Source organism: Flavobacterium sp. NKUCC04_CG (assembly GCF_019345525.1).
Classification (GTDB): Bacteria; Bacteroidota; Bacteroidia; order Flavobacteriales; family Flavobacteriaceae; genus Flavobacterium.
Genome location: NZ_JAHKRA010000025.1, coordinates 1 through 24273 on the forward strand (window position 1 = coordinate 1; position 24273 = coordinate 24273).

Here is a 24273-nt window from a genome sequence, read left to right on the forward strand (position 1 = left end):
TAAAACCATTCAACGGGTACGAAAATCGTTTTACCTATATTGGGTTCTACAATCATTTCACCCCTACGGGGTTCGAAAATTATTTTACCCTTATCGGGTTTTTCAAAAATGTCACACCGTTATATAATAAAACCATTCAACGGGTACGAAAATCGTTTTACCTATATTGGTTTCTACTACAATCATTTCACCCCTACGGGGTTCGAAAATTATTTTACCCTTATCGGGTTTTTCAAAAATGTCACACCGTTATATAATAAAACCATTCAACGGGTTCGAAAATCGTTTTACCTATATTGGGTTCTACTACTACAATCATTTCACCCCTACGGGGTTTTTCAAATATACTAAATCTTTAAATAATCCAAAGCAGCAGCACATCCGACAGGAATCCCATCAAAGGAGGAGAGGATGGAAACTACCATAAAACGAGCAGAGGCTATCCTTACGGATAGCCTCTGCTATAAATATCTATAACTTTGCGAATACGCCTATTAACGCAGACGTCAATTTGCTTATTATGCTTTACCAGCAGCGATTAAGTTTAAAGCAGAACCCGCTTTAAACCATTCGATTTGACCGGCGTTATAAGTATGGTTTGCCAAGATAATGTCTTTAGTACCGTCTGCATGTACAAACTCCAAAGTCAATGGTTTTGCTGGTGCAAACTCCGTTAAATCTAAGAAATTGATAGTATCTCCTTCTTGAATTTTATCGTAATCTGCTTCGTTAGCAAAGGTCAAAGCCAACATTCCTTGTTTTTTCAGGTTGGTTTCGTGGATACGTGCAAAAGATTTCACCAATACCGCATGAACACCTAAATGACGCGGTTCCATAGCAGCATGTTCTCTAGAAGATCCTTCACCGTAGTTCTGATCTCCTACGACTATAGTAGGAACACCAGCGGCTTTATACGCTCTTTGAACAGCTGGAACTTCTCCATACTCTCCTGTCAATTGGTTTTTAACTCTATTTGTTTCATGGGTGAAAGCATTTTCAGCACCGATCAACATATTGTTAGAAATATTATCTAAATGCCCTCTGAAACGCAACCATGGTCCAGCCATAGAGATGTGATCCGTTGTACATTTTCCAAAAGCTTTGATCAACAATTTAGCTCCAGTGATATTTTTACCATCCCAAGGTTGAAACGGATCTAATAATTGCAAACGTTGCGATTCGGTAGATACCGAAATTACCACGCCACTACCATCGGCAGCCGGTGCTTGATAACCTGGATCTTCAACATCAAAACCTTTAGTTGGTAATTCGTCACCTTTAGGGGCTTCCAAACGCACTTCTTCTCCATTGTCATTTAACAAAGTATCCGTAAGTGGATTAAAACTTAAATCACCTGCAATTGCTAAAGCTGCTACCATTTCTGGTGAAGTTACAAAGGCATGTGTATTTGGGTTACCATCTGCTCTTTTAGAAAAGTTACGGTTAAACGAGTGAACAATAGTGTTTTTCTCTCCTTTATCCGCTCCAGCACGATCCCATTGTCCGATACACGGTCCACAAGCATTAGTAAATACTTTGGTTCCCATTTTCTCGAAAGTAGCAATAATACCGTCTCTTTCAATAGTGTAACGGATTAATTCAGAACCGGGGTTAATACCAAATTCCGCTTTAGGCGTAATTCCGTGTTTAACGGCTTGTTCTACAATCGAAGCTGCTCTAGACATGTCTTCATAAGAAGAGTTTGTACAAGAACCAATCAATCCCCATTCCACTTTAAGCGGCCAACCGTTTGCAGCTGCTTCTTCTTTCATTTTAGAAACTGGAGTTCCTCTATCCGGCGTAAAAGGTCCGTTGATATAAGGCTCTAATTCCGTTAAATTGATTTCGATTACTTGGTCGAAATACAATTCTGGATTAGCATATACTTCTGCATCAGCAGTTAAGTGTTCCGCTACTTTATCCGCTGCATCTACCACGTCTTGACGTTCTGTAGCTGCTAAATATCTTCTCATAGAATCATCGTACCCAAAAGTAGATGTTGTTGCTCCAATTTCAGCCCCCATATTACAAATGGTTCCCTTACCTGTACATGACATTGATAAAGCGCCTTCACCGAAATATTCTACTACAGCTCCCGTTCCCCCTTTTACAGTAAGGATATCGGCAACTTTTAAAATTACATCTTTAGGCGCTGTCCAACCGTTTAATTTTCCGGTCAACTTTACACCAATTAATTTAGGGAATTTTAATTCCCAAGCCATTCCAGACATTACATCTACCGCATCAGCACCACCAACACCAATAGCCAACATCCCCAATCCACCTGCATTTACAGTATGTGAATCCGTTCCAATCATCATTCCTCCAGGGAATGCATAATTTTCTAAAACGATTTGGTGAATAATCCCTGCTCCTGGTTTCCAGAATCCAATTCCGTATTTATTAGAAACCGAAGAAAGAAAGTCAAAAACCTCTGAAGATTGTGTTTTAGCAACTGCTAAATCTGTATTTGCTTCAACTTTCGCTTGAATTAAGTGATCACAGTGTACCGTTGTAGGAACGGCAACTTTAGATTTTCCAGCATGCATAAATTGCAACAAAGCCATTTGAGCTGTTGCATCTTGACAAGCTACGCGGTCTGGAGCAAAGTCTACATAATCTTTTCCTCTTTCAAACGATTGAGATGGAGTTCCATCCCATAAGTGTGTGTACAAAATTTTCTCAGAAAGTGTTAAAGGACGCCCTACTAACTCACGTGCTTTAGCCACACGTTCTGGCATCTTTTCATACACCTTTTTGATCATTTCAATATCAAAAGCCATATTATATTTGAAGTTTAGTTAGTACTATCATTTTTGTCAGCACAAATTTAAGCAATCTTAATGAGAATTGAAAATTTTTAATGAAACCTTGATTTCAAAGAGTTATTATTTATAAACATTCTAGTTTACTGAATTTTACTCAACACTTTCCGTTTTTTGTCCGTTATGCTGCTTTTTATCATTTTTTAAAAGTTTAAATATCATATTGCAAAAAAACAGACTTATTTTATACTAAAAAACCATTTCAGCTTTAAACTGAAATGGTTTTTATTGGTTGATTTATAGTCGAAAAAAATTATTTTTTTAACCAATTATTTTTAAAAGTACAGTTTCTGTACTCGCCCTGAATATTTATATAGGTATCGTTTATTTTAGCCGTTACCCATTTGGCGATTTCCTTGCCTTGTTTGTCGTTTAAAGCCATGTTTTTAACCTTGGTATAATCGTCTGCAAAGTCAACCTGATGTTCTGCTTTTCTGTTGTTTACCGTTACAATACGGTAGGATTTCTCTCCTTTTCTATCCGTTTTAAAAGCTGATTTAGAGACCTCTCCAACTTTTAAATTAGAAACCAAAGCATACAATTCCCTGTCTTCCATTTTATTTAATTCGAACATAGGATCTTGAGACATTGGATCACGCAATACCCCTCCGTTATTTCTAGTTTCCTTATCGTCTGAAGTAGCTGCTGCCGCTGCCGCAAAGGTAATTTCGCCTTTTACAATTTTCTCTCTAATCGCTTCGATTTTTTTATGAGCTTCCTCAATCGCCTCTTCGGTCGCTTTAGGAATCAATAAAATATGTCTTAAGTCCAATTGTTGTCCACGTATTTTTTCCAAATAAATTATGTGGTATCCAAACTCGGTTTCAAACGGCTCAGAAATCTCCCCTTCCGCCATACTAAAGGCAACGTCCTTAAATTCTTTGGCAAATGGATCCTTTTTGCTCATCGAATAAAATCCACCATTGGGTACAGAAGCCTTATCATCAGAAAACAAAACGGCTTTACTAAAGAAACTTGATCCGTTTTCAATAATGTCGCGTTTCATCTCTTTTAACTGATCGATTACTTTTTGCTTTTGCTCTTTTGAAATAACGGGTTTAACCACGATTTCAGCTATCTCTACCTCGTCACCGACCATCGGCAATTCCGACTTAGGAATGGCATTGAAAAACTGACGAACCTCTTCTGGAGTAATCTGTACTTTTTCAACGATGTGCGATTGCATTTTTTGGGTTAATTTATTTGACTTTACAATATCAAAGAAATACTCTCTAAAATCTTCTACATTTTTTTTGTTATAAAATTCCAAGACCTTCTTCATCGATCCAGCATATTCTACCATGCTTTCGATTTGCTGATCCATAAATCCATTTACTTCCACATCGGTTACTTCCAAACTGTCTTGAATCGCATGATGTGCAAACAATTTATCTTCCAATAATTTCGCAAAAAGTTGGCATCTGTTAAAGTTTTCCATTGGAGCACCTTGAGCTTTTAATTCCTCTAGTGTTTTGTCAATTTCCGATTCCAAAATAACATAATTCCCCACTACCCCAACTACGCCATCGACTTTCTTTTTAGTCGGTTGTTGTTGTGCTTGTGTAAAACCTACACAAGCAAGAAAAAGACCTAAAGTAAAGGCTAGCTTTTTATTTATAAATTTCATATTGGTTATTTTTGTTTGCATCATCTAATATATCTTTTTGTATTTTTTTTATTAATTCCATTTTTCGATTGTTCATCAAGGTCTGAACCAAGGTTGGCTTGATATAGTCAAAAGGAGAAATACTGTTTTTATCCAATACTTTATTCACTTTAACCATATAGGTACTCTCGCTATCTTTGATCTCATAAAACAAACCATCTGCCAAATAACTCTTGATATTTTCTGCCGTTATAAAGGGCAGTTTACCATAAATTTGATTGAGGTTTACCCATACCGAATCATTAAAGGCATAGGATTTCATTTGCAAAGATAGGTCTTCTAACTTTTTAAAGTCTTGTTTTTTGTTAGACAAAAAATATTTCTTAATCGACGGTAACTTAGGGTTTTCATTAAGTACATTAACATAGCGCAATTGTACCAATACCTCATTGGATATAAACTTGTCTTTATTCGTTTGATAAAAATTGCGCAAGTCGGCATCGCTCACAACGGTATCAACACTTTGTTGCACCATTCGCTCCAAATAAGCCGCCGTCATCAAATCGGTTTTAAATTGGTTGACCAATTCTTGAATTTCCGTTTTCTTTTGGTCGGTCAGATTAAATTCTGCTACATCTAACAACAATTGCTGTGTTGCCCAATGATTTAAATAGTTTTGAACAATCACCACACTGTCTTCTTTAGAAGTGCCCGGTGCCACTAACTTATCTAAATCTTTTCGATACAAATAAGAGTCATTGACACGCGCTACTGCATCGGACTCTCTAAAAGTTTTATCCTTGCAAGCATTTAGCGATAGCAACAACATAATTAGGAATGCAAATCGTATCATTAATTTCTCAGTTCTTGTTTTACAGCCTCCAAAACAGCTTGATCTACCTGAATATGTTTTTGTGTTTTCAACGAATTAATCCACTCTTTTTCAAAGAATTCTTGGTATTCTTGAACAACTTGAGCGCGAACCTCACTCAGTGCTTTCACTTGCTCCGGAATTATAGCTTTTACAACGATGACCTCTTCGGGTTGTTTCTCATTGAGATAAACACCTTCTTGTAATACGATGCCTTTGGATGCTACTACCGGACTATCCCAGTCAAAAACCCCTTCGCTTACACTGACATTAGTTGATTTATCTATTCTAAATTCCGATTTCTTTTTCCACTTTTTCCAAGCTTTTTTTGCTTGTTTCGCATCTGGAAAAGCATAAACAACCATATCCACTCGCGCCTTTTCAATATAACGACTCTTATTATTCTCATAATAGGCGGTATATCCCACAGTATCAGCCTGGCTTTTTGCCCAAATTTCTTTATCCATCAAGTCAAACAGCAATAAGCCTTCGCGATATTCCTTTACGGTATATTCAAATTCAGGAAATTCTTTTTCCAAATTAGCGATATAATAACTTTTTAATTCACTATCCAGATATTTGTCGTAAGCCAAATCAACAGCCTTCTTCAACGGTTGTACTCCTTTATAGGCTTGTTGGTTTTTTTCAAGGTACTTTAAAAAATCCAAGCCGCTGATTACTTTTTTATTATCAATGGTACACAAGGGTTTCTCATATTTATTATAATCCGCGGGCAACACCCATTGGTTATTATAAAAACTTGAGTTGACTAACGATGCCAGCTGTTTTTTTAATTTGTAATCTACAACCAAATTATAGCGGCTCCTAATCTTTTTCAATAACTGCTCGTCGATTACTCGAGACCGACTGTCTCTCTGTACCCTATTTTCCAAAGCTACTTTACTTTCTTCAAAAGTTGCTACCGGATGTTTTTGAATTAATTTTATTAAATGCCATCCATAAGAAGTTTGAACAGGCATCGATAATTCACCTGTATTTTTTAGGCTAAAAGCCGCTTCTTCAAATTCTGGTGAATTCATACCTCCAGCTCCAAAACGCTGTAAAATACCGCCGAATTTTGCGGTATTAACGTCCTGAGAATATTGACGTACCATATCGTCAAAATCCGCACCGTTTTTTAATTCTGTAGCGATTTCATTAATTTTAGCTTCGACTAATTTATTTTCTACTGCTTTATTGTCATTAGATTTCAACAGCATCAAATGGGCAACAGAAACTTCACCTCTATTTTCCCTTATGCCGTTGACCTTGATTAGGTGGTAACCAAATTGAGAACGTATAGGCATAGAAACACTGCCTACAGCAGTATTATATGCGCCACTTTCAAAGGGATAAACCATTTTAAAAACCGAAAAATATCCCAATTCACCACCGTTTTCTTTTGCAGAAGGGTCTTCAGAATACTTTTTGGCCATTTCGTTAAAATTGGCACCGGCTATAATTTCATTGCGAACGTGCATGGCTTTATTATATGCTTTTAAAGTATCTGCCGGTTTAGCAAAAGTGCTCGTTAAAAAAAGTATATGGTCGGCATTAATTTCCTTTAACGAACGTTGATAGGCTTCCAAAACCAACTCTTCGGTTATTTTTTCATCGGTTAAGTACCGCTCTGCCAATTGGTCTCTATTGGATTTCAACTCGCGTTTGTATTCGGGGTTTTCATCCAACCTCAATTCGTAGGCTTTGTCTACTTTAAGTTTGTATAGGACGTAAAGATCGAGGTATTGATCGACATCTCTTTGAGCGTTGTCTTTAATTAAATCTAAATTTTTACTGTAAATCCGTTTAAATTCTTCTGAAAAATATGGGGTATAATCCAAAGTAAACAATACTTTGTCTTGACTTTGAGCTTGTGAAACTAGCGTTCCCCATGTGGAGATTGCTATTATAAATAGTGATTTAAAATTCATGTTTTTTTACTATATACTGATTCAGTAACTGATGTTAATGCCTCAAAGCTACGTATTTTGACCCTATATCGGTGAACAAAAATAGCAATTCAGAGGAATATTTCATCAAAGGCTTGTGTTATTAACAAAATATTATCGCGATAATTAAATAGAATATGGCATGCTGGATTTTTTATAGATCAATTTCCATAAATAATAAGTATTTTTGTGCCTTTAAATTTTCGATGAAATGAATTTTATTAAGGAATTAGAACGCCGAAGAACTTTTGGAGTTATTGCCCATCCGGATGCCGGAAAAACCACATTAACAGAGAAACTCTTGCTTTTTGGTGGGGCTATTCAGGAAGCTGGAGCTGTAAAAAATAACAAAATCAAGAAGGGAGCTACTTCGGATTTCATGGAAATTGAAAGACAGAGAGGGATTTCTGTGGCTACTTCTGTTTTGGCCTTTAATTATAAGAACAAAAAAATCAATATATTAGATACGCCAGGTCACAAGGATTTTGCGGAAGATACTTATAGAACCCTAACGGCAGTTGATAGCGTTATTGTCGTAGTCGATGTTGCCAAAGGAGTCGAAGAGCAAACCGAGAAATTGGTTGAAGTATGTAGAATGCGAAACATACCGATGATTATTTTCATCAACAAATTGGACCGAGAGGGAAAAGATGCTTTTGAATTGATGGATGAAGTAGAGCAAAAACTACAATTGCGCGTTACGCCTATGAGTTTCCCAATTGGTATGGGATACGACTTTAAGGGGATTTACAATATATGGGAAAAAAACATAAATTTATTTAGTGAGGACAGTCGTAAAAACATCGATGAAGTTGTAAACATCAGCGATTTAAACGACGAAGCATTAGACCATATAGTGGGTAAAAAACCCGCCGATACTTTGCGTGAGGAATTGGAGTTGGTATCTGAGGTATATCCGAAGTTTGAACGTCAAGAATATCTGGACGGTTTGCTACAACCGGTATTTTTCGGATCTGCTTTAAACAATTTTGGAGTTAGAGAGTTGCTGGACTGTTTTATCGAAATTGCTCCATCGCCTCGTCCAAAGGAATCCGACACACGTTTGGTACAACCTACAGAAAAGGAATTTAGTGGATTTGTATTTAAGATTCATGCCAATATGGATCCCAAACACCGCGATCGTTTAGCCTTTATAAAAATCGTTTCGGGTACTTTTGAACGTAACAAGCCGTATTTACACGTGCGAAATGATAAGAAATTAAAATTTGCGAGTCCCAATGCTTTCTTCGCCGAGAAAAAAGAGATAGTCGATATTTCTTTTCCTGGAGATATCGTAGGACTTCACGATACGGGTAACTTTAAAATTGGAGATACTTTGACCGAAGGCGAGATCATGCAGTTTAAAGGGATACCAAACTTTTCACCAGAGCACTTCCGTTATGTCAACAATGCCGACCCAATGAAGTCGAAGCAATTGGAAAAGGGAATTGACCAGTTGATGGACGAAGGAGTTGCTCAGTTGTTTACTTTGGAAATGAACGGTCGTAAAGTTATTGGAACTGTTGGAGCCTTACAGTATGAGGTGATCCAATACCGTTTAGAACACGAATACGGTGCGAAGTGCTCTTATGAGAACTTCCCTGCCTATAAGGCGTGCTGGGTTCGCCCAGAGGACCCTAAAAATGAGGAGTTTAAAGAATTTAAACGGATTAAGCAAAAATTCTTAGCCAAAGACAAATCGGGCCAATTGGTTTTCTTAGCCGATTCTGATTTTTCTATACAGATGACCCAATCTAAATTTCCAACGGTTAAGTTAAAATACACCTCGGAAGAGCAATAAAAAAAGGAAGCTTCGGCTTCCTTTTTTTATTGCTAATATTATATTTAAAAAAACTTGTATTGCAGTAACAGCCTTTAGCACAGTGTTTATGTTTGTTAAATATGCTGAAAAACAGCCAGGCTTAGAGGGGCTCCTTGCTGTTTAACGTTTTAATGGGACTAAGAATAAGCCTCCGCAATTAAACCATCTATTTCCGAGAATAATTATACCGAAAACTTGAGGGTGTCGTCCCTACAAAATGTTTAAAATGTTTGTGAAACGACGATTTTGAATTATAGCCACATTCGTAAATGACCGACTCGATTTTAAAAAGATAATCTTGTTTAATCAACAATTCCTTCGCATAATTGATTCGATATTCCGCCAACAGCAAATAAAAATTTTTATCCATGTCTTTATTGATGATTGTGGACAATAGAGGCTTGGGTATTGCAATCTCTTGAGAGAGTTGCTCAAAGTCAAAGGAAGAACTTAGGAATTGGTCACTATGAGTAAAGTAATACTCAATTTTCTCGATCAATTCGAGATTGGTTTTGGGCTGTAATGGTATACACTGCGGCTGATTATCTGTTGAAGTTGCTTCTGCAAACGTTGTTTTATCGTCAATCAATATTTTAATAAGAACAGCCAGCACACTAAATAATAAGGCCACTAAAGCGAAAACTGGATTAAAGATATCAGGTAAGCCCCACCACTTTTGAACTACAATCAGACTCAAAGTTACCGCTAACAAAGACAAAAAAACAACCGCAAACAACAACCAAATTTGGTTGGGTTTTCGCTTTTCATTTTTTAACAATTTCCAAAAAAACACACTGTGGGCACTTAGCGAAACAGCGCTAATAGCAGCCAAAAAACCCAGTGGCTCCCGTTCAGGATCATTGTATAAAAACAAGATAAGAACTAAAAAAGGAATGCCTTGAAGCCATAATATGGATTTAGAGATTTCGCGATTCGAAATCTTAAATGCAATACTCAAAAAGAAAGGTCCGTAAAGCAATCCCAGATGCGCGTGATTATCCATACTGACTAGAAGCAAGTGGAGCACTACAATCCACAGCACTAGTCTAAAATAATTAGAAACGGCAACGGTCTGATTCGATTCGTCTTTAAAAAAAAATATCTTCTTTAAACAGTAAACAGCTGTCATTCGATTTAAAACGGTTAAGCTTGTACAGTTAGCACAACTATGGTTAGAGCGCAAAAATACAGTTTATAATAAGCTATACGAGGGCTTGTCTAGTCGTTTTCACGATTGTAGATATAATCGGGATCGGATTCACCTAGCAAACGTTGGATTAATCGGCGAAGTAAGGAAAATCATTTCTCTAAGTTCTCGAGAAAAACCGAAGGAGTAATTCCCATATTTTTCTTGAATACCGCAGTGAACTTACTGTGAGTGGAGAAGCCGCATTCTTCTGCGAGGTAACTGATTTTATAATTTTTATATTCGGGTAGGTTTACCATTTTTTGTACGATATATTGAATTCGCAAGCCGCCTATATAATTATTAAAATCCTTATTTCTATGGTTTTTTAAGATTATGGATAAGTACTTTGTAGTGGTATCTAATTTCGTCGCTAAAAAAGAAGCAGAAATATTTTTATCCAAATAATCCTCTCCCTTTTCAAAGTTTTCTAAATTCTTTAGAATTTTTGTTTGCATATTCTTGGAAATAAGCACTTTTTCTACGGTTGGGTCATCCGAAACGGTTGCCTCTCCATTGGATTCTACCGCTACGGCCTTTTGATTTTGACTCGCTCGTAAATCGGCAATAATTTGATTGAACCTCATGCGGTCTTTCTTTTTTCGCAACTTGTAAAAAATAAAACCTGTCAAAACACATAGCAACAAAAGTACTATTGCTCCCGCAAACCAATATTGTCTGTATTCCAACTGTTCATTACTGCGAGCGATTTGTGTAAAGATACCGTCTAAAGTTGTTTGACTCCTTGCAGTCGTGGATTGATATAGATTATTATGCTTTTCGAGATATACTTCATAATTTTCCAAATCACCGACTTCCTTATAATAATTACTCAGCTCTTTATATACCTCTAACTTTAGACTAACAAAACCTGAGGAAACCGCGAGTGCTTCTGCTTGTTTAAAATAATCTAAGGCTTTTATATAGTCTTTTCTGTGTTGGAATATCTTTGCTTTACCGCTAAAAATCAGGCCTCTTAAAACCGATTCCCCCAAGGAGGACTCATCTAAATAAATCAGCGCTTGATTATAATGTTGTTCGGCAGCATCAAACTGAGCTAACTTGAGGTTGCATTTCCCCAATAGTTCTTCATTGGTTGCTTTATAGTACAGAATATTGGGAGAGGTATCCAAACGCTCAAAATTTCTAATACTTTCTTCTATATAAAATTTTGCCTTTACAAAATTTCCGCCATCTATTTCGTAATACGCCAATTCTTGATTGACCAATCCGTAGTAAAAAATCTTTTTCTTTTCACCCTCAACCTTTTGAATAATCTTAATTCCTTTGTCTAAGGCCCGTTTGCCCGATTGCCATAAACCCAAATTTCTATATTGAGTAGAAAGAAAACCAGCAATTTTAGCTTGCCAATCGTAATCTTTTAAGTCTGAAGCTACCTCATCGGCTTTTAAAGCCAATTTAATAGATTCTTCTTGCTTTCCCAATTGTTGATATAATGAGGCCGACAACATCAAAGCCTTTAGTTTATGTATAGGAGCCGAACTGTGTTTGTATAGCGAATCCGAAATAGAGAGGGCCTTGACATAATCTTTTTTCGCCCAATTTACAGCCGTATCAAAATAAATACTATCAAAATTTTGCGCGTTAGTCTCTGCGTTTGTTTGGGCTGTAGTTGCAAATGCCGAAAACAGACAAAGAGCGATATAAAGGAGGTATTTTTTTTTCATTTTTGCATGCTATTTATTGACTCAATAAAGAGACAGTATCTTTTGTCATTTTACGCTTTAACTTTTATAAACAAGTAAAACAACAACTCGATTTTAATTGGTGAATAGTAAAAATAAATAACTATTTCCCAAAGAGTATATCCACGTTTTATCAATAGTCGCAAAAATACATTAAAAAACATACAAAATATTGCCAATGTCCTTTTGCATCCTATTAAGAACTCTTTTAATCATATTTTACAATAGGAATCACTTATTTGCTTATAGTCGTATCGATAAAAACGATGATTTACCTTTAAAAAACAGCAATTAGATAGGTAATTTAGTAGTACTAAAAACGCTTATTATGAAAATTAAAACCCTGACTATACTGACCTCAAACTTAAGGGAAACGGAACAGTTTTACTCCGATAAATTAAAATTGACTTTACTGTCTAAATCGGAAACAACGCTGCATTATCAAGTGGGTTTTTCGACCTTAGTATTTACATATAGCGCAACGAAACCCGCCGTATATCATTATGCCTTTAATATCCCCGCCTCTTTATTGGATTCGGCTTTGGTTTGGGCTTCGCAACGATTTAATCTTATAACAAATCCTTCGAATGAACTCATTACCAACTTTGAAAATTGGAATGCCAAAGCCATTTATTTTTATGATAATCAAGGTAATTTGCTGGAATTAATAGCGCGTTTCGATTTGGAAGACCGCGTGCAAGACCTTGTATTTGACCAGTCAAAAATAGGGAATATTAGCGAAATTGGCATTGTTACCGAGGATCCTATCACGTGTGCAGAGCGGTGGATACAAGAGCATTCTTTGACTTATTTTAAAAAAACAGTCCCTACAAAAGATTTTTTAGCCTTAGGAGACGATGAAGGTCTTTTGATTTTGGTTTCACCCAATAGAACCTGGTACCCGACAACTATAGCGGCTGAAAAAAGCCTTTCAAAAATTGAGATTAAAACGGCGGGAACAACGATTTTCTTAGAGTCGGAAGTTACAGTCGGTTTTTAAGAATCGATTGCAACTTCCAAAACGAGGCTGTTTTTTGGAGACAGCCTCGTTTTGTTTTGCTCTGGATTAATCCAAACTTTGGTAGGTTGAATTTTGAGATTTATATTCCGGCACTATATCTTTTATTTTTTGAACGATGATGCAGTTGTTGGGTTTGTCTTGCGTTTGGTCTGCAAACTCGCATAATTGATTGGTCAATTCCACCAAGTATGCAGCATTTTCAGTTCTCACTTGTGCAATCATTATTTTTTCATGATGGGTTTTTAAAGTATTTTCAGTATCGGCTAAAAGTTCCTCATAAATTTTCTCTCCCGGTCGGAGCCCTGTTATTTCAATATTGATATCATCGGGATATTTATAGCCACTAAGGCGAATCATGCGTTTAGCCAATTCGAATATTTTCATAGACTCTCCCATGTCAAAAACAAAAATCTCACCACCCTTACCCATAACCGATGCCTCCAAAACCAACTGACAAGCCTCCGGTATGGTCATAAAATATCGGGTAATATCCTTATGAGTCACCGTCAAGGGTCCTCCCTTTTCAATTTGATTTTTAAACAGCGGTATTACCGATCCATTGGAACCCAAAACATTTCCAAAGCGCGTAATTATAAAACTCGTTTCGGTATTTTTGTTTATCCCATTAACATAGATTTCAGCAATTCTTTTGCTCGCTCCCATGACATTTGTTGGATTCACAGCTTTATCTGTAGAAATCATCACAAATTTCTTGACTTTATAATGTACAGAAAGATCGGCAATAATTTTTGTACCTTTAATATTGGTCGTAACCGCTTCATAGGGATTGTATTCCATTAAGGGTACGTGTTTGTATGCTGCAGCGTGGTAAACAATATCGGGCCTGTACTCGTCAAATAAAACATTCATCCTCTTTTCTGCACGTACATTACCAACGATATACAAGATTCTCTCTGAAATAGCGCATTCCATACTCTGTTGCAAATCGTATAAAGCCGATTCGGCTTGATCCACTAGAATTAATAATTTAAAATCTTTGCAAGCAAGTTGACGGGCAATTTCACTACCAATAGATCCGGCTGCCCCAGTAATTAAAACAACCTTATCTTTAATATCTTGATTAACAAGTGGATTCTCGAGTTTTATGGACTCGCGCCCCAAAAGATCTTCGATTTTTAATTGCTTGATTTGCATACCTGAGTATTTCCCATTTAACCAATCGGTAGGCGGTGGAATAATTTTAATTTCAACCGGTAGCTCTTCTAATACTTTCGATATTTCATTTAAACGTTCACGGGAAATATTTTGAATTGAAATGACGATATCGTCGATTCTGTGCTTAAGTACAAATTCTTTGGTAATTACGCGAGGGCATAAAACCAAATGCCCGTTGATTTTCTTTCCAATCTTTTTTGGATTATCGTCAATGAATCCCAAAACCTGTGTATCCAAACGCGTATCGTTTTGCAAAGCTTTGATGGTAATAACTCCTGAATCTCCTGACCCGTAAATCAAGACTCGTTTTATTTTTCTACCACCTAAAACATAGACTTTATAGAAATTGCTGTAAAAAATCCTGGTAGTTACCATAACTACTGAAGTGAGCAGCATGTGTAAAATCAAAACGGAAAAGGACAGTCTCAAGTGAGGTTTTAGCGCTAATGGCAACAAACCAACTCGCTGTAAGATTGAAATAACCGTTAAGGCTAGAGTTGCGCTAAGGCAAGCTATTAATACGGATTGAGCATCTTTTAATCCGGTTTGCCTAACAATACCGCGATGGGTTTTAAAAATTAGAAAACTGCCTAAAAAAACCAACATAACAATGGGCAATTTATTACACATATCGTGAATATTAAATCGTCCGTAAAAACTATTTAATATAAAGTTAGATATAACATAGCATAACAAAACCAATACTATATCGATACACAAAACAATTCCTCTTGGTGTATCTCTTTTTAACCGACTCTTAATTGACTCCATAACACGCTAAACATTTCACCATATAAGCTTCTCACGTAGAACTTTTTTGTGAAAAAGAAATCACTTTATTTTCAAAAAAGCAAAGTTAAGAAATTACATATATTTCTTTAAGTTAAAAGACTTATTATATTCATCTATATTCAGATAATCATTATAATTTCTCTGCCATTTACGAATCGCGACAATTCATAAATTTTAAACATATATGAAAGCAAATCTATAATAATTATATCATAAATCCACGACTAATTTTTTATCTTTTTCCTGCTATAAAGTTAATATATTGGTAATCAAATAATTTAAAATAGCATAAAATGAAAAAACAACAAATTGATAACTTTCATAAAGCCCTATTAAGCTGTTAATTTCGTTATCTGTTTATAGAGAGCTTGCCGTTACATCGTTATTCACTATCATGAATTTAGTTATCCTTTTGGATCGGAAAAGTTTATATACTAAAAAACCGCAATAGATGTTTATAACACCATTGCGGTTTTTAGTAATTAGGAGTGTAATTCGTTTTATAAAAAACAAATCTGCACTAGTCTATATAGGTTGTTTACTTTTTCTTGACTACGGAAGAGGTCATTAATCTCAATTTTTCAAATACTCTTTTTTCTTCATTGAAATACACCACATTTACTTGATCACCTTTAATTGACTCGACGGTCATTTTGGGTCCGCCTGACTTGAGAACTACGATATCGCCTAATTTAATATCCATATATTGTTTAAAAACTTTGATTTATTCAAAAATACATTTTTTTAAGGTATAAAAAATTGTTTTAACAATTTTTTCAAAATTTACAGCAGATAATGCAATACAAACACTAATTAGACTAAATAAAAACAATATTCACTTTGGAAAATTATCTTTTTTTCAATGGACAATAAGCCTACTTTTAAGAAGATAAACACTTCTTACTTTAGAACAGAGTACCCATATCGTTGTAAAAAAAGCGGCTTACTGCACTTGTAAAAGTATTGTACTACAAATTATTACTTTACCTTTGCGTTATGCAATTGGACACTATAATAAAAAAGCTACAGATTCAAGATTTGAATCCGATGCAAAAAACAACGTATAAAACCACTCAAAACGATCAAGATGTCGTGCTTTTATCCCCAACGGGATCGGGTAAAACATTAGCATTTCTTTTTCCGGTTTTACGAAATCTACATGCGGGCACTAAAGGTGTACAGGCATTAATCCTAGTTCCTTCAAGAGAATTGGCGCTTCAAATTGAATTGGTTTTTAAATCGATGGGGACGGGTTTTAAGATCAACTCCTGTTATGGTGGTCATTCTACCAAGACGGAAGAAAATAATTTTACGGAGCCCCCTAGTGTATTGGTGGGAACTCCGGGCCGTATTGCTTTTCATGTAGAAAACAGTAGTTTTGACACGAACATCACCACAACGCTGGTTTTAGACGAATTTGACAAAGCGCTCGAAATGGGTTTTCAGGACGACATATCTTATATTATAGAGCAGCTAACTTCGCTAAAACAGCGTATTTTAACCTCCGCAACCAATTTAGAAAAAATTCCTTCTTTCGCCGGTTTAGTCAATCATAAGAAGCTTAATTTCTTAGATGACGTAGAGATTAAACCCGATTTAACCTTTAGAAAGGTCGTTACTGATTCGGAATCCAAACTAAATAATTTATACAAACTGATTTGTAAGATTGGCAACAAGCGTACCTTAATATTCTGTAATCACCGCGATGCAGTGGATCGCATTAGCGCTATTTTAAGCGACAAGGGAATTGCCCGCGAAAGTTTTCACGGTGGTATGCAACAAGACGAGCGCGAGCGTGCCCTATTGAAATTCAGAAATGGCAGTGTACAAATTTTTATAACAACTGATTTGGCTGCTAGAGGTCTTGATATTCCCGAGGTCGAAAACATTATTCATTATCAATTACCCGAAAAAGAAAGTGCTTTTACCCATCGTAACGGAAGAACCGCTCGAATGAATGCCAAAGGGGTTGTTTATTTGGTTATGGGTGAAAAAGAAGTTTTTGATTTTATCGAAAAGGACCTTCCGATAGAAGACCTAGAGGGTCGTTTTAAAACACCACCCCCTACTGCTTTTCAAACGGTTTATATAAGCGCAGGAAAAAAGGATAAAGTAAACAAAGTTGATATTGTTGGGTATTTGATGAAAAAAGGACTTTTAAACAAAGAGGACATCGGTATCATCGAAGTAAAAGACAGTGCTGCCTATGTAGCTGTTAAGCGCGAAAAAGTCGTTCAAATGCTAAAAACTTTGGCCGATCAAAAGATAAAAAACAAAAAAGTTAAAATGGAAATAGCGTTCTAGGGATCTCCTTATTTTAACCAATCTCACCTATTTAAAGCCACATTTCACGATGTGGCTTTTTTTGTACCGTTTCATCTCAAGAAAAAAATCCTTAATTCGTACCGATAAATAATCAAAACATATTGTTAATATTTGTACATTAGTTAACTATTTTAAACTAACTGGATATGAAAAAACTACTTACTCTGCTACTATTTTTATTTTATACGGGGTCTTATTCCCAAATAAATGAAAACTTAAACTTTGATTCGACGGGTTTACCTACCGGCTGGACGATGTCCGAATTTGATTATACTTCCTTTTGGGATTATCCCTGTGACGGACAATCGCTATTTTCAAACCTTTTGTTTATAGATGTTGGATGGTGGGAAGAAGAGTGGGACGGCATAACTTCTGCTTCTTTGACAACCAAAAATTTTGACAATATATACGGCCCTATCACTATAGGTTTCGACTTCCGTATTTCTGATTATTACGACGATCCGGAACCGCTGACCGATTTTGACTACGGCAATATTTATGTTGAATTTTCATTCGACAACGGTTCGGTATGGGTACAGCACAGCACTATAAACCAAGCGAACTTTACCATGAATGATGAAGGTTGTACCCGATATACCACAACAATCCCTCAAGTCAATTTACAACAAGGTCCTCAAATAAAAATGCGTATTAGAATAGAGACTCCCAGAATTGAACAAAATGAATACGATATCGCTTTTTATTTAGACAACCTCAGTATCGTTCAACAAGATGCCAACAATTGTTTAAATCCAACTGCTGTAGCTGTTAATGACATCAGCAGTACTGCTGCTTTATTTAGTTGGGTAGCTCCAATTGGCAGCGCTCCTTTAACTTCTTACAGTTATGAAGTGCGCACCTCGGGTTTACCAGGCAGTGGTTCCCTTGGATTAGTAACTAGTGGAACGACTACTGAACTCGAAAAACTGATCGATATTTTAGAGCCTAATAAAAATCATTATTTCTTTATAAAATCGGTTTGTGGAGCTGGAGCTGCACGTAACTGGGTTGCTTTAGCAGAATTTCGTACACCCTGCGCTGTTTTACCCAATGTGATTGCTGACGATCAGATGTTTTGTGGCACTGCGCGTGTAGCCGATTTAATCGCTGAACCGAATGAAACAGCGACACTGATTTGGTATAACTCTCCCACTGCTTTTACTGCTTTAGATCCACAATCTGTTTTAGTCAATGGGACTTACTATGGCGCTTTTCTTCTAAATGGATGTTATTCCCCTGAGCGCACAGCAGTCGTAGTTACAATGAATCCAAAACCGGTTGCTCCGATTATACAAAATCAATCTTTTTGCGGTAGTAGCGTTATAGGAGATATTCCTCTAGTGCCCTTAACCGGCCTAAATCTACGTTGGTATAATCACAACCGCGTTGAAATAAATGGCCAGATGCCATTGACAACAGGTACTTATTACGTGTCTCATTACAATGCTACTTGCGAGTCTGATTGGACAGCATTCGAAATAAACATTCGCGATACGCCGCCTGCTCTTGTACTTTCAGATCAATTCCTTTGCGGAAGACATGAAATTGCATCCATTGCAATCCCAACAGCCAATGGGTCTACAGCTCAATGGTATGCAAACGCTGATGATGCGACTGCCTTAGCACGTACAACAATTGTGGGCAATGCCACTTATTATATAGCTCAGACCAACGGTACTTGTGAATCGGAGCGCGTTGCCATCAACATCACTATTTATGATGCTGTACCAACTCCGATGACCAACAATCAAAATTTCTGTTCTGCTACTGCTACCGTTGCAGATTTGCAGATTACGGGAATGACCGGTGCGAGCTTACATTGGTATGATACTCCAACCTCTATCGAACCGCTAAGTCCGAATGAATTGCTAACTACAGACATCTATTACGCCACACAGTCTTGGGGTGACTGTGAGTCTCCGAGAGTATCTATTATCGTAAACGTCACGGCTTTTATCGGTGTATTACAAATTGTCGATCAGCATTTTTGCGAGGCGGCAGAGGTAGCTGATTTAAGAGTTACTGTTCCCGAAGGAATGCAAGCCAAATGGTATCGTGATGCCGAAGGCGGCTACCCCCTTTCCGCTGATATTCCATTGGAAAATGGTATTTACTATGTAGCACAAGCCAAAAACGGCTGTGAGTCTGCGCGAATTGCTTTTAGAGTAACTATCGAGCCTAAACCCGCTAGCCCAACAGGTCAAGCGATACAATCTATCGTTGAGGGAAGTCGTATATCGGATTTACTCATCACAGCAACCAATCCAAAATGGTTTGGATCGTTACTGGATTTGGAAGCAAACCGCAATCAACTATCGCCAGAAACCGGCTTGTTAGACAACACCTTTTACTATGTTGTAAACCAATCCAATACCGGTTGCTTTAGCGACCCATTAATCATCAAGGTTCTACTGACTTTAGGTGTTAATGATTTTGATTTAAAATCGTTTAGCTACTATCCAAACCCTACTACAGACTGGTTAAACATCCACTATAAAGAGGTCATTAAAGCCTATGAGATTTACGATGTTAAGGGTAAAAAAGTAGGAAGTCAGCAGCCTAACGACAACAAGATTCAAGTTGATTTATCAGCACTTGCCTCTGGCGTATATATAATACAACTGCATACTGCTGCCCAAAATCAATCGATTAAAGTGATTAAAAAATAACCCAAACAAGTTAGTTCAATAAAAAAAGCCCCAATTTCCAAGGAAATATGGGGCTTTTATCATTATTCAAGGGTTTATTTTTTTATTACCCGAATCCATTGTTGTTCGCTTGAAGTATCTAAATAAATCAGATATACACCCGATACCAACGCTCTTAAATCCATTTTAAATGCATGACTATCAACATATTGTTTGATTATTTGTCTACCACTGCTATCAAAAACCGTATAATATTTTATGTTTTCTCTATATTCCACCCAAACAAAATCGGTGGTTGGATTGGGATAATAATTAAAATAATCCGCATTAAACTCCTCTCTTTTTAATTTGGTAATTACTGTAATTCCCAGCGCTTCGCTACGGCAGCCTTTGTCCGATATATTAACCACATAATAAATGGTATTGGAGATAACCGCTGTTTGCAACGACAGTCTGTTTCGATCATATAAAGCATCCGTTGGGGAATGATACCAAAGTGGATTTTCTGCTTGAACTACTATATCCGAAATCACCGCATCATGAATCATTTCTTGAGTGGTTTCACCAATTGGCATTTCCGGTATGGGATTGATGCTAACCGCTACAGCAGTTCTAGGCGATTCACAGCCGTTCCATCCTTGTGCAACATAATATATTCCACTAGTCAACAAGGTATCGTCGGATAAGAAAACACCCCCCTCGCTAACCGTGTACCATCTTGCTTGCATACCTGGAATTACCTGAACACGCAATTGCCCCACTACAGCTGTTCCGCAAAAACTTTGAGCTGCTACCGCAGGTGCTGCCGTATTGCCTATTACAGAAACATTAATTAACAACCGATCCGATTCACAGCTACCTATCTTTTGACTGACGTAATAATAACCGGAAACAACACGCTGCGATAGGTCGAGCGGAGTTGTGGCATTCAAACTTGAATACCAAAATAGTTGACCTCCTACAGTCGCCGTTGCCACTAAATCGGCTACGGTAATATCCGTATAACAAAAAGATTGATTAACCGCTGTTGGCGTAGCTATTCCAGCAGAAATCACTACTTCAATCGCCGTTCGAGCCGATTCACATCCTCTTACACTCTGTGATACATAATAGGTTTTGCTGATTAAACGGCTGTTTCTGTTTAAGGTTGTAGTAGCCGTATTGGATTCATACCAATTAAAAATGGCATTTGGCAAACCTGCAACAATCAAATCGGAGATCTTTTTCTCTCCACAGAAGTTTTGGTTCCGTGCCGATGGAATCGTAATTACATCGCAATTGGTTGTAAATTCCACAGCGTTTGTCCAAGCGCTATGCGTTGCTGTATCGCATTTTGTTCGAACATATGCGGTATAGAATGTATTGGAAAGTAGATCGGAGAACAACACATTTAAATCGGTGCTCTGTCCGCGTACAACCAGACCGTCTGCTTCACCAAGGGCTCCATGTGTTCTCAATTCATATTCAAAACCACTAGCATTTTCGGTTGGAATGGGAAAGTCCCATGCCAATACGGCAGTTTGTGTACCTATGGAATGCACCTGAGCCGCTGTAGGTTGTTGACACCATATCGGCAGCTCTACAGCAATGGTAATCTCTGCAAAAACCGCATTATTGCTAAGAGCTGCAGCTCTTACGACGGCGGTTCCGCTGGTCAAAGCGGTCAGCATACCGTCGGTATTCGCAGTCAGTACTTCTTGACCGCTCACCACGGACCAAACAACATTTTGATCGGCATTGATCGGGTTGATTTGCGCTACCAATTGTAAGTTGCCTCCGGGGTTGTTAATTTGAGGTTCTTGATTGTTTAAAACTCCAAGCGTTATGCTTTGCGCGTCGGGTACAACTGCTGCTGCTGTTATATTCACCGTATAATCTTGTACTTGACCAATAAACCAGCCGGTCGGACAAGGTAAATTGACTAAGGTTCCCATAGCAGAACTCGATTCGTAGGCCTTGACCAATCGCATACGTGTTTCGCCCAGCATGGCTGTGGCAGGTATGTTCAATTGGGTGATTATTTCGCCCATTTCATTGCCTATATTTGTTAAAAAGCCTAAGTTAATTGCTTCATCACTGTCGAAAGTATTGTTGTGATTCCAGTCGATATAAGCATATACAGAAACGGTTGTTTGCCCCTGAGTACCGCCTTTAATTGTAATCGGATGCGGTAATTGTTTTTCCAGTTCAAAAACCGTCGCGGTATAATTTTCAATCAACGGAGCATTGGGCACCCCTACAGGAGTTGTTTTTACTATACCCGCTAAATTTACCTCTGTGATCTCGCTCAAAGTAGCCGTGGTTACTCCTTCCAGCCCGCAATAAGGTGCCGGGAAAACGGGTTCCACCGCTGTAGCTAACTTTATACAGCGAACGGAAGAACCTTGACTTCTATATGCGCCAGCTGCTGTATTCATAGTAATATTACTGTAATACAAGTATTTAACGTAACTAGCATTGGTAGCACTGGCTGTTTTACTCCAATAATAACCTCTAACTCCCTCGGTTACGTTGCCGTTGCTTCCTCCTCTAAACCCAGCTACAGTCAGCTTAAGATTGCTGTCGAAAGCCGTTTGTATATTGGTAATTGCCTCTGCTCGGATGATGTTTTGCCAGTCTTCCTCTGTGGGTACGCCCCAATTCGTCCCCAAGGCCTTACAGGGATCACAGCCGTTGGATTCCGTTACAGCTTGAGGGTTTGGCGCATCCCAATTTGCGGTGGTCGAACTGTTTTCCCACCATTGGGGTTGTGTGGTTATAAATGCATTTATACCGCCATTTAATCCCATGGGATTATTCGGTGAAACCGCTGTTGTTGAAGTTGCACCGTTCCGCAACTGATGCCCGTCGTCCCAACGTCCCCACTGAAATAAATCGCCATAATTATCGGCATCCGTTGCAGAGGTTGCCACTGCAGGACTTCCCAAATTCTGCTGTATCCAAATGTTTCCATCTTGCGCTCTAACGGTCGTATAAACCACGCTTTGTCCTTGATAAGTCAAGGTGATGCAACCCGTATCTCCTGCTGTCATCCCGGGTTCTGTATTGTCGCAAGTCGGTTCTGTTGTAGTGTCTAGTATCTGGACGCTATAGTCTTCTACTTGTCCGGTTCTTAAATCGGTGGCACAAGGATGGCTAATGGTATTAGTGGTGGCAACTCCCGAATTTTTTAAAACGCGCATACCTGTTAAACCAGTAACAGCCGTTTGTGGAATAAGGATCGTTGCTGTAACCGTTTGGGCATTAGCCGGATTCCCTGGAGCAATTTTGCCCAAATAGAATCCCTCTCCTGGATCGTCGTATTTGCCGTTCTGATTAAAATCGATATAGACCATTACATCACTTGAAAAAAAGCCTGCAGGCCCTTTTACGGTAATGGTATAGCTATGGCCCTTTTGTACATCGGTAGAAATCGTTCGAAAATCTTCATAAACCGGTGTTTGTCCAGAGACAGCCGTTGAACTGTTGTTAATGGTATTAAAAATCACCTGTGTAATCATCTCGCTATCGGGTCCGTATTCAAATACCGGTAAGCAAAAATGGGATGGCCTCCAACTCAAGGTAAATCCACTAGTGGGTAGAAAATCTTTATACAGGTTAATCATTGAAGTATTAGCTCCTCCTGCAGTTGAACTCATAAAATGATTCGTGGCTGTGTTGCCAACGGCATAGCGGTTGTTAAAGTCGGTGGCTGTATTTCCTCTTAATCCGATTTGTGCACCAAACGATGGTGGGGCTCCTACACCGGTTAAATCATATACCATATCTATGGTTCCACTTTCACTGAGGTGGATCTGAAAATTCAGGTTGTAAGTGTTCACCGTAGATTGGGTTGAACCGTTAAAAAACCCAAAGTTTTCCCATTGCATTACCACGGTTCTTTCGGGTTGTATTCCTCGGATTTCATAACTGATTTTCCCTTGAATAGCTGTTGCAGAATAGCGAGCAGTAAGCGGTGCAGCTAAGGCTGCTATGGCTCCTTCGAAAGCTGTTGTCGTATTGGAAATGGGAGTACTACCCATAGGTGTTTGGGCACCCAAACTAATAAATCCCGAAGCGTGAACCTTAAGTTGATGATATACTACTTCGTTAAAGGTAAACCCAAATGGCAGATTAACGGGATAACTGGTGTTTTCCAACTGTGTATCTGTTGCTTGGGCAATTGTAATGGGATTTGTTAATGCCGTATAAGTCGATTGACTTTGCGAGAAGACATACTGGGCAACTTGTCCCTGAGTCTGCCAACTAAGTAATAAAATCAGCAACGGAATCGCGTACCGAAAATGGTTTTTAAATTTTTGAAAGGTATTTTTTTTGTCCATAAAATTATCAATGTTTTTTACAGT

The 24273-nt window shown here is 37.8% G+C and carries 13 protein-coding genes; 4 read left to right on the forward strand and 9 right to left on the reverse strand.

The genetic code is table 11. The features are described 5' to 3' along the window. Positions 1 to 518: 518 nt before the first annotated feature. The 4 genes from KO524_RS14430 to KO524_RS14445 form a co-directional block, all read right to left on the reverse strand. Positions 519 to 2783, reverse strand: a complete 2265-nt coding sequence (locus KO524_RS14430) for an aconitate hydratase (RefSeq protein ID WP_219294937.1) — start codon at positions 2781 to 2783, stop codon at positions 519 to 521. A 295-nt stretch (positions 2784 to 3078) separates the two neighbouring features. Further along, positions 3079 to 4452, reverse strand: a complete 1374-nt coding sequence (locus tag KO524_RS14435; protein WP_219294938.1) for a peptidylprolyl isomerase — start codon at positions 4450 to 4452, stop codon at positions 3079 to 3081. Beyond that, positions 4436 to 5284 (reverse strand): peptidylprolyl isomerase, encoded by an 849-nt coding sequence (locus KO524_RS14440; protein ID WP_219294939.1) that lies wholly within the window; start codon positions 5282 to 5284, stop codon positions 4436 to 4438. The genes KO524_RS14435 and KO524_RS14440 overlap by 17 nt, the downstream gene beginning before the upstream one ends. Further along, on the reverse strand, positions 5284 to 7233 hold the full coding sequence (locus KO524_RS14445) for a peptidylprolyl isomerase (RefSeq protein ID WP_219294940.1): 1950 nt from the start codon (positions 7231 to 7233) through the stop codon (positions 5284 to 5286). The genes KO524_RS14440 and KO524_RS14445 overlap by 1 nt, the downstream gene beginning before the upstream one ends. Positions 7234 to 7462: 229 nt before the next feature. Between KO524_RS14445 and KO524_RS14450 the strand changes: the two genes are divergently transcribed. Further along, positions 7463 to 9052, forward strand: coding sequence for a peptide chain release factor 3 (locus KO524_RS14450; RefSeq protein ID WP_219294941.1), 1590 nt, complete (start codon positions 7463 to 7465; stop codon positions 9050 to 9052). A 187-nt stretch (positions 9053 to 9239) separates the two neighbouring features. Here KO524_RS14450 and KO524_RS14455 read toward each other — a convergent pair whose 3' ends face one another. After that, positions 9240 to 10202, reverse strand: coding sequence for an AraC family transcriptional regulator (locus tag KO524_RS14455; protein WP_219294942.1), 963 nt, complete (start codon positions 10200 to 10202; stop codon positions 9240 to 9242). Positions 10203 to 10372: 170 nt separating this feature from the next. After that, on the reverse strand, positions 10373 to 11947 hold the full coding sequence (locus KO524_RS14460) for an AraC family transcriptional regulator (RefSeq protein WP_219294943.1): 1575 nt from the start codon (positions 11945 to 11947) through the stop codon (positions 10373 to 10375). Positions 11948 to 12293: 346 nt separating this feature from the next. Between KO524_RS14460 and KO524_RS14465 the strand changes: the two genes are divergently transcribed. Then, positions 12294 to 12965: a VOC family protein gene (locus KO524_RS14465; protein ID WP_219294944.1), complete on the forward strand. Its 672-nt coding sequence runs from the start codon at positions 12294 to 12296 to the stop codon at positions 12963 to 12965. A gap of 66 nt (positions 12966 to 13031) precedes the next feature. Here the strand turns inward: KO524_RS14465 and KO524_RS14470 are convergent, their stop codons facing one another. After that, on the reverse strand, positions 13032 to 14933 hold the full coding sequence (locus KO524_RS14470) for a nucleoside-diphosphate sugar epimerase/dehydratase (RefSeq protein WP_219294945.1): 1902 nt from the start codon (positions 14931 to 14933) through the stop codon (positions 13032 to 13034). A gap of 559 nt (positions 14934 to 15492) precedes the next feature. Next, entirely contained in the window at positions 15493 to 15657 is a 165-nt protein-coding gene (locus KO524_RS14475) for a DUF2158 domain-containing protein (RefSeq protein ID WP_219294946.1), read from the reverse strand. A 293-nt stretch (positions 15658 to 15950) separates the two neighbouring features. Here KO524_RS14475 and KO524_RS14480 point away from each other — a divergent pair, with 293 nt between their 5' ends. Together KO524_RS14480 and KO524_RS14485 are read left to right on the forward strand one after the other, a co-directional pair. Further along, positions 15951 to 17258, forward strand: a complete 1308-nt coding sequence (locus KO524_RS14480; RefSeq protein ID WP_219294947.1) for a DEAD/DEAH box helicase — start codon at positions 15951 to 15953, stop codon at positions 17256 to 17258. Between the two features lie 167 nt (positions 17259 to 17425). Next, positions 17426 to 19948 carry a T9SS type A sorting domain-containing protein gene (locus KO524_RS14485; RefSeq protein WP_219294948.1) on the forward strand — a complete coding sequence of 841 codons (2523 nt, stop codon included), beginning with the start codon at positions 17426 to 17428 and terminating at the stop codon, positions 19946 to 19948. A gap of 74 nt (positions 19949 to 20022) precedes the next feature. Here KO524_RS14485 and KO524_RS14490 read toward each other — a convergent pair whose 3' ends face one another. After that, the gene (locus KO524_RS14490; protein WP_219294949.1) at positions 20023 to 24249 is read right to left on the reverse strand and encodes a GEVED domain-containing protein; all 4227 of its coding nucleotides are present in this window, start codon (positions 24247 to 24249) and stop codon (positions 20023 to 20025) included. Positions 24250 to 24273: the final 24 nt, after the last annotated feature.